Below are 8153 nucleotides of genomic sequence, written 5' to 3'. Positions count from 1 at the left end.
ATCGGGCACACTCCGCAGCCGCGCCTGCTGGCCGCGTGGCCGCAAGAGCTTCCCCTGCCGCCCGCGGCGCTCGGCGCGGGACTGCTCGGCGCGCTGGCCTTCGGCGACGAGTTCCGCCACCCAGCCCTCTCCGTCCTCTCCGCTACGAGATCCGCCGTGCCACCGGGATCGGCACGGGATTCCTCATCGGGGCCGTCACGCTCGCCGTGTCCGCCGTGATCGCCGTCGTGCTCGCGCGCATCGGGCACACTCCGCAGCCGCGCCTGCTGGCCGCGTGGCCGCAAGAGCTTCCCCTGCCGCCCGCGGCGCTCGGCGCGGGACTGCTCGGCGCGCTGGCCTTCGGCGACGAGTTCCGCCACCCCGCCCTGGCTGCGGACCGCGGCACCGTGCCCCGCCGGCTGGGGCTGCTGACCGCCAAACTGCTCGTCTCCTCGGCCACCGCGCTGGTGCTGGCCGTCCTCACTGTCGGCTGCGATGCCGAAGTGCTCTATCTCATCTATGGACGGGAGCTCGCCCAGGTTCCCGTCGACTGGCTCCCCATGGGTGCCAGTTGGCTCGGGCTCGTGGTCGGCTGTGCCTGGGCCGGTGTCTTGGCCGCAGGCGTCTTCCGGTCCACCTCGGCCGGACTGGCCGCCGTCGGCGCCGTTCCCCTTCTCGTCGTGCCTGTCGTGCACCAGCTCGTGAACGGACCATCCGTGCGAACGGCGGCCGGACTCCCCATGAGGCTGCGGGAGGCCCTTCTACCGCGGTGGCCCTTCGGGGGTGAGCGCTACTTGGAGGCCGCGCTCAACGTGGTCTCCCAACCCGTGGGCGGCGCAATGACGTTGTCGCTGACCGCGCTGCTCTGCGCGTATCTGCTGACCACCCTGCGCAGCAGGTTCCGGTGACGACTGTCCGTAACCCTTAGTCCGGCCATGCGCACAACTCCCCGCAGAACGCCCATTTCTTTCCGATAAGGCGTCAATTGCGACGGGGTGAGCGATCACCCTTTCGTGTGCTTTTCACCAAAGACCTCAAGGGAGTTGGAGACGGCGCCGACAAAGGATGCGTGAGTACCCTTGCGCACACCATGATGACCGCCGCCCGCTCCGCTGACTCCGGCCTCGCGAGCCCGGGCGAACTCGACCGCTACCCGTACGCCGAGGCGCCCGCCGTCGACCGTGTCGGGATCCCTGCCTGGGACGGCGGGGACCCCGAGCTGGGCCGCGTGGGCCGCCGCGCCGCGGGCAGCCGCGGGCGCGGGCTGCACGGCCAACTCGTCCAACAGCTGGGTCAGATGATCGTGTCCGGCGATCTGGGCGCCGACCGCCCCCTGGTGCCCGAGGAGATCGGCCAGCGCTTCGAGGTCTCCCGCACCGTCGTCCGCGAGTCGCTCCGCGTCCTGGAGGCCAAGGGTCTGGTGAGCGCCCGTCCGAACGTCGGCACGCGCGTGCGCCCAGTCAGTGACTGGAATCTCCTCGACCCGGACATCATCGAGTGGCGGGCCTTCGGGCCGCAGCGCGACGACCAGCGCCGTGAGCTGAGCGAGCTGCGGTGGACGATCGAGCCGCTGGCTGCCCGCCTCGCCGCAGGGCACGGGCGCGAGGACGTCCAGCAGCGCCTTGCCGACATGGTCGAGATCATGGGGCACGCCATGGCGCAGGGTGACGCGCTCACCTTCTCCCGCGCCGACTCCGAGTTCCACTCGCTGCTCATCCAGGTCGCGGGCAACCGCATGCTGGAGCACCTCTCCGGGATCGTGTCCGCGGCCCTCCAGGTCTCCGGCGGCCCGGTCACGGGCTGTGACCGGCCGAACGAGACGTCCCTGGCGCACCACGGCCGCATCTGCGACGCCCTCGCCGCCGGCGACGGAACGGCGGCCGAGGTGGCCATGCGGCAACTCCTCACGGTCCACCCCGAGGTGGAACGGGTCGTGCCCGCCCCGCGCGAGCACTGACCGCGTTCCGCGGGCGGCGCGGCCGGGTGTGCCACCCCCCTCCTGTGGCAGTGCCTGATCGGTGATCCGCCTCCCGTCGGACCCCGTGGGATCCTTGGATCCTGCGGGGTCCGACGGCGCGAAAGGGCCGGGATCCGGCAGGGCGGTCGAGGCGACACCGTATATGACCACATCTGTCAGCGTCTGACCGTTTTTGGTCGCTTACGGGGTGTGACTCGGGCCACGCGGATTGGGCGTAACGCTCGTGGGAAGAACGCGATGACCTAAGAGGTGACAGCCGCGGAGGGAATACGGACGTCGTTCACGGCGCTGTGCATCTTCCCGGCCCCCGCCCGCGCCGTCGGCCCATCCCCAAGCCGGCGGTCGGCTCCTGTCCACTGTGGACGGGGCCGGAAGCCGTTTTCCAACGTTCCGAGAGGTTGTTCGTGTCGGCCAGCACATCCCGTACGCTCCCGCCGGAGATCGCCGAGTCCGTCTCTGTCATGGCGCTCATTGAGCGGGGAAAGGCTGAGGGGCAGATCGCCGGCGATGACGTGCGTCGGGCCTTCGAAGCTGACCAGATTCCGGCCACTCAGTGGAAGAACGTACTGCGCAGCCTCAACCAGATCCTCGAGGAAGAGGGTGTGACGCTGATGGTCAGTGCCGCAGAGCCCAAGCGCACCCGAAAGAGCGTCGCAGCGAAGAGTCCCGCCAAGCGCACCGCCACCAAGACGGTCGCGGCCAAGGCGGTGACCACCCGGAAGGCCACTGCCACCGCCACCCCGGCGGAGCCCGCCGCCGAGCCCGCCGCCGAGGAGGAGGCACCCGCCAAGAAGGCGGCTGCCAAGAAGACGACCGCCAAGAAGGCGGCAGCGAAGAAGACCGTCGCCAAGAAGACGGCGGCCAAGAAGACCGGCGCCAAGAAGGACGACGCCGAGATCCTCGAGGAGGAGGTGCTCGAGGAGGCAGCTCCCGGCAAGGCCGGTGAGGAGCCCGAGGGCACCACCGAGAACGCGGGCTTCGTGCTCTCCGACGAGGACGAGGACGACGCGCCTGCCCAGCAGGTCGCCGCCGCCGGTGCCACCGCCGACCCGGTCAAGGACTACCTCAAGCAGATCGGCAAGGTCCCCCTGCTCAACGCCGAGCAGGAGGTCGAGCTCGCCAAGCGCATCGAGGCGGGTCTGTTCGCCGAGGACAAGCTGGCGAACGCCGACAAGCTGGCCCCGAAGCTCAAGCGCGAGCTGGAGATCATCGCCGAGGACGGCCGCCGCGCCAAGAACCACCTGCTGGAGGCCAACCTCCGCCTCGTGGTCTCCCTGGCCAAGCGCTACACCGGCCGCGGGATGCTCTTCCTGGACCTGATCCAGGAGGGCAACCTCGGTCTGATCCGCGCGGTCGAGAAGTTCGACTACACCAAGGGCTACAAGTTCTCCACGTACGCCACCTGGTGGATCCGTCAGGCGATCACCCGCGCCATGGCCGACCAGGCGCGCACCATCCGTATCCCGGTGCACATGGTCGAGGTCATCAACAAGCTCGCGCGTGTCCAGCGCCAGATGCTCCAGGACCTGGGCCGCGAGCCCACCCCGGAGGAGCTGGCCAAGGAGCTCGACATGACCCCCGAGAAGGTCATCGAGGTCCAGAAGTACGGCCGCGAGCCCATCTCGCTGCACACCCCGCTGGGCGAGGACGGCGACAGCGAGTTCGGTGACCTCATCGAGGACTCCGAGGCCGTCGTTCCGGCCGACGCGGTCAGCTTCACGCTCCTGCAGGAGCAGCTGCACTCCGTCCTGGACACCCTGTCCGAGCGCGAGGCGGGCGTCGTCTCGATGCGCTTCGGCCTCACCGACGGTCAGCCGAAGACCCTCGACGAGATCGGCAAGGTCTACGGCGTCACGCGCGAGCGGATCCGCCAGATCGAGTCCAAGACGATGTCGAAGCTGCGCCACCCGTCGCGTTCGCAGGTACTGCGCGACTACCTCGACTGATCAAGGTCGTACGACACGGAAGGCCCGGTTCCCCGAGGGGGACCGGGCCTTCGTGATGCTGCCTCGCCGCGGGTGCGGGGTTCACTGGGGTGGATCACTCTGGGTGTCCTACGGACAACACGGAGTGAGGAGTGCGTATGCGTCGTCGCCCGGCACGAGCTCTGGTCCTGCCGCTGGTCCTGGCGGTCGCGGTACCGGCCCTGGCAATGGGCTCCAGTGCCCCTGTGGCCGCCGACAGTGTGGTCATAGGTGGCTTTCCCGTCGAGGCGTCCCAGAGTCCGTGGACGGTGGCCCTGTCCAGTCGTGACCGGTTCGGGGGTACGCGCTCGGGGCAGTTCTGCGGAGGGGTGGCGGTCGGTCGCGCGACCGTGCTCACCGCGGCCCACTGTCTGGACGAGGAGGTCCTGGGCGGGCCGCCCGAGCGTCTGCGTGACCTCAAGGTCATAGCCGGACGCACGGACCTGCTCTCGGGCCGTGACGGCCAGGAGGTCACCGTGCGCGACACATGGGTGAATCCGGCCTACGACGGTGTCAGCAACGCCGGGGACTTCGCGGTGCTCACTCTGGCCGAACCGCTTCAGGGCGACCCGGCCATCGGCATGGCGGCAGACGGTGATCCCGCGTACACGGCGGGCGAGAAGGCCACGGTGTACGGATGGGGCGACACCACGGGTGCCGGTGAGTACCCGGACAGTCTGCGGGCGGCGCGCGTGCGTGTGCTCCCCGACGCGCAGTGCGAGGAGGCGTATCCGGGCGGCTCGAACGGCACCTACGACGCCACGAGCATGCTGTGCGCCGGGGAGACCGAAGGGGGCCGCGACGCCTGCCAGGGGGACAGTGGAGGGCCGCTGGTGGCCCAGGGGCGCCTGATCGGGCTCGTGTCCTGGGGGATCGGTTGCGGCCGGGCCGGCAACCCCGGGGTCTACATGCGGGTGTCCGACATCATGCGGACACTCGGCTGGGCACCGGCCTCGGACGGTGCGTGAGGCCCGGTGCAGCCACGGGTGCGGCCCTCGGGCGGTGCGTGATGCCAGGTGGAGCCACGGGTGTGAGCCTCAGGCGGTGTGTGAGGCAGTCGGCGGAGCCCTGAACCGGCTGGGCGCCTGAACCGGCTGGGAAGACGAGGACGGGCGGCTGTCCCTGGTCACCAGGGGCAGCCGCCCGTTCACCGGCCTGTGCCGGGCTGGCTCGTCGTCGGACGCGAGGTCTCAGCGCTCTTCTTCGGAGGCGTTCGCGGGAGCGGACGTGAGCCGCTCCGTCTCGTCCTGTATCTCAGCGGCGATCTTCTTGAGTTCCGGCTCGAACTTGCGGCCGTGGTGGGCGCAGAAGAGCAGTTCTCCGCCGCTGAGCAGGACGACGCGCAGGTACGCCTGGGCGCCGCAGCGGTCGCAGCGATCAGCGGCCGTCAGCGGGCTCGCGGGGGTCAGAACAGTAGTCACGTCGCCTCTTCTCTAGCTCGACGAGCTGTCGTACCAGGGTCAACATCCAACCAGCCCCAAAACGTTCCCGCTCGTGGCTTTTCCTCGAAAGAATCTTGCGAGGCGGCTGTCTGCTGCCGGTTGGCGGCGAATGTGCCGTATTGCGTGTCTATGTGTCTTACGGGGCTTCGCGTTGTATCGGTGGTCGGTCCTCCCGGCTGGGTTGCCGGTTGTTCATGAGGACGTGCCCGGAGCCTAAATGGTTCATGCCTGGAAGGGAACGTGATGTGTACTTCACTCCATCGAGGGATCGAACACGCATACGAGTGTGGACTAGTGTGAGTTTCCGACGAGGGTGGCGTTACAACGGCTCTACCAGGCCTCGGTACCCTCTCACCGGTGACTGAAGCCGCGCCCTTACCCATGAGGGCCCCATCTGAAATTCAGCGAGGAGCGAACCGCGTGACCGCCGAAACGTCCGTGCCGTCCACAGCTCTGCTGGCAGGAGCAGACCGGGACGGTTCCAACTACACCGCGCGGCACCTGCTCGTCCTCGAGGGGCTCGAGGCCGTACGCAAGCGCCCGGGTATGTACATCGGGTCGACCGACAGCCGTGGCTTGATGCACTGCGTCTGGGAGATCATCGACAACTCCGTCGACGAGGCGCTGGGCGGGTACTGCGACCACATCGAGGTGATCCTCCACGACGACGGCTCGGTCGAGGTCCGGGACAACGGCCGCGGCATCCCGATCGACGTCGAGCCCAAGACCGGCCTGTCCGGTGTCGAGGTCGTCATGACCAAGCTGCACGCCGGCGGCAAGTTCGGAGGTGGCTCCTACGCCGCCTCCGGCGGTCTGCACGGCGTCGGCGCCTCCGTGGTGAACGCACTGTCCGCCCGGCTGGACGTCGAGGTGGACCGCGGTGGCCACACGCACGCGATCAGCTTCCGGCGCGGTGTCCCCGGCGCCTTCGCGGGGAACGGGGCGGAGGCCAAGTTCGAGGCCAAGAGCGGGCTGCGCAAGGCCAAGAAGATCCCGAAGAACCGCACCGGCACGCGCGTGCGGTACTGGGCCGACCGCCAGATCTTCCTCAAGGACGCCAAGCTCAACCTGGAGACGCTGCACCAGCGCGCCCGCCAGACCGCGTTCCTGGTGCCCGGTCTGACCATCGTCGTGCGCGACGAGTACGGACTCGGCGAGGGCGGCAGCAAGGGTGAGGAATCCTTCCGCTTCGACGGCGGAATCAGCGAGTTCTGCGAGTACCTGGCCAACGACAAGCCGGTCTGCGACGTCCTCCGCTTCTCCGGGCAGGGCACCTTCAGGGAGACCGTCCCGGTTCTGGACGAGCACGGCCAGATGACCCCCACCCAGGTCACCCGTGAGCTCGATGTCGACGTGGCGATGCGCTGGGGCACGGGGTACGACACGACCCTGAAGTCGTTCGTGAACATCATCGCCACGCCCAAGGGCGGGACCCATGTCGCCGGCTTCGAGCAGGCCGTGGCCGCCACGATGAACGAGGTGCTCCGCGCCAAGAAGCTGCTGCGTGTCGCCGAGGACGACATCGTCAAGGACGACGCGCTGGAGGGCCTGACGGCGGTCGTGACCGTGCGCCTGGCCGAGCCGCAGTTCGAGGGCCAGACCAAGGAGGTCCTCGGCACATCGGCGGCCCGCCGCATCGTGAACACGGTGATCTCCAAGGAACTCAAGGCGTTCCTTACCTCCACGAAGCGGGACGCCGCCCAGCAGGCCCGTGTCGTGATGGAGAAGGCCGTCGCCGCCGCCCGTACGCGCATCGCAGCCCGGCAGCACAAGGACGCGCAGCGGCGCAAGACGGCCCTGGAGTCCTCCTCGCTGCCGGCCAAGCTGGCCGACTGCCGCAGCGACGACGTCGACCGCAGCGAGCTGTTCATCGTCGAGGGTGACTCCGCGCTCGGCACGGCGAAGCTCGCCCGGAACTCCGAGTTCCAGGCGTTGCTGCCGATTCGCGGCAAGATCCTCAACGTCCAGAAGTCGTCCGTGACGGACATGCTGAAGAACGTCGAGTGCGGCGCGATCATCCAGGTCATAGGAGCCGGTTCGGGCCGGACCTTCGACATCGACACCGCCCGTTACGGCAAGATCATCATGATGACCGACGCCGACGTCGACGGCTCGCACATCCGCACGCTGCTGCTGACGCTGTTCCACCGCTACATGCGGCCCATGGTCGAGGCCGGCCGGGTCTTCGCGGCGGTGCCGCCGCTGCACCGCATCGAGATCATCCAGCCGAAGAAGGGCCAGGACAAGTACGTCTACACGTACTCGGACCGCGAACTGCGCGACAAGCTCATGGAGTTCCAGAGCAAGGGCATCCGCTACAAGGACTCGATCCAGCGCTACAAGGGCCTCGGCGAGATGGACGCCGACCAGCTGGCCGAGACGACGATGGACCCGCGTCACCGCACCCTGCGCCGGATCAACCTCTCCGACCTGGAGTCCGCCGAGCAGGTCTTCGACCTGCTGATGGGCAACGACGTGGCGCCGCGCAAGGAGTTCATCTCCAACTCGGCGGCGACGCTGGACCGGTCGCGGATCGACGCGTAACCACGGCGTGCGTCAGTGCGTCTCTCCACCCGCGGGTGGAGAGACGCACGGTTGAGGAGCCACCCCGTGACCCACCCTCACTCCGATCCCGAGGCCGACGACCGGGCGGTCGGGACGTCAAGGACCGTGCACAAGCCGTGCGTTACGCCTACGCCAAGGGACTCATGCGGCCACCAGCGGGTTAGTCACCTGATGGGGTGAAGACCGAGGGGAAGAAGAGTCGGGGATCTTCCCGTTCTGTCCATC

General features: G+C 68.6%; 5 protein-coding genes and 1 pseudogene. 5 read left to right on the top strand and 1 reads right to left on the bottom strand.

Annotated elements, in window-relative coordinates; translation table 11 throughout:
* The 4 genes and pseudogenes from K4G64_RS24130 to K4G64_RS24115 form a co-directional block, all read left to right on the top strand.
* A pseudogene (locus K4G64_RS24130) lies at window positions 1–887 on the top strand (ABC transporter); the annotation flags it as partial.
* Between the two features lie 161 nt (window positions 888–1048).
* A complete protein-coding gene (locus K4G64_RS24125; RefSeq protein WP_221758104.1) occupies window positions 1049–1936 on the top strand; it encodes a FadR/GntR family transcriptional regulator in 888 nt (295 codons plus the stop codon).
* Between the two features lie 425 nt (window positions 1937–2361).
* The gene (locus K4G64_RS24120) at window positions 2362–3903 is read left to right on the top strand and encodes an RNA polymerase sigma factor (RefSeq protein WP_221758103.1); all 1542 of its coding nucleotides are present in this window, start codon (window positions 2362–2364) and stop codon (window positions 3901–3903) included.
* A gap of 137 nt (window positions 3904–4040) precedes the next feature.
* The gene (locus K4G64_RS24115) at window positions 4041–4889 is read left to right on the top strand and encodes a trypsin-like serine protease (protein WP_221758102.1); all 849 of its coding nucleotides are present in this window, start codon (window positions 4041–4043) and stop codon (window positions 4887–4889) included.
* 222 nt (window positions 4890–5111) lie between these two features.
* On the opposite strand, the gene K4G64_RS24110 is transcribed toward K4G64_RS24115, so the two are convergent.
* Window positions 5112–5342, bottom strand: coding sequence for a hypothetical protein (locus tag K4G64_RS24110; RefSeq protein WP_031103326.1), 231 nt, complete (start codon window positions 5340–5342; stop codon window positions 5112–5114).
* Window positions 5343–5783: 441 nt separating this feature from the next.
* Between K4G64_RS24110 and K4G64_RS24105 the strand changes: the two genes are divergently transcribed.
* Entirely contained in the window at window positions 5784–7907 is a 2124-nt protein-coding gene (locus K4G64_RS24105; protein WP_221758101.1) for a type IIA DNA topoisomerase subunit B, read from the top strand.
* Window positions 7908–8153 lie beyond the last annotated feature (246 nt).

The organism is Streptomyces sp. WAC04114 (genome assembly GCF_019733245.1).
Taxonomy (GTDB): Bacteria; Actinomycetota; Actinomycetes; order Streptomycetales; family Streptomycetaceae; genus Streptomyces; species Streptomyces massasporeus_A.
Note: the sequence above shows the minus strand (reverse complement) of the source record. Positions and strands in the feature narration are given on the sequence as shown.

Bases quoted from the DNA above. Each gene is read 5' to 3' on its own strand.
- K4G64_RS24115 (WP_221758102.1), top strand. From the start codon at position 4,041: ATGCGTCGTCGCCCGGCACGAGCTCTGGTCCTGCCGCTGGTCCTGGCG.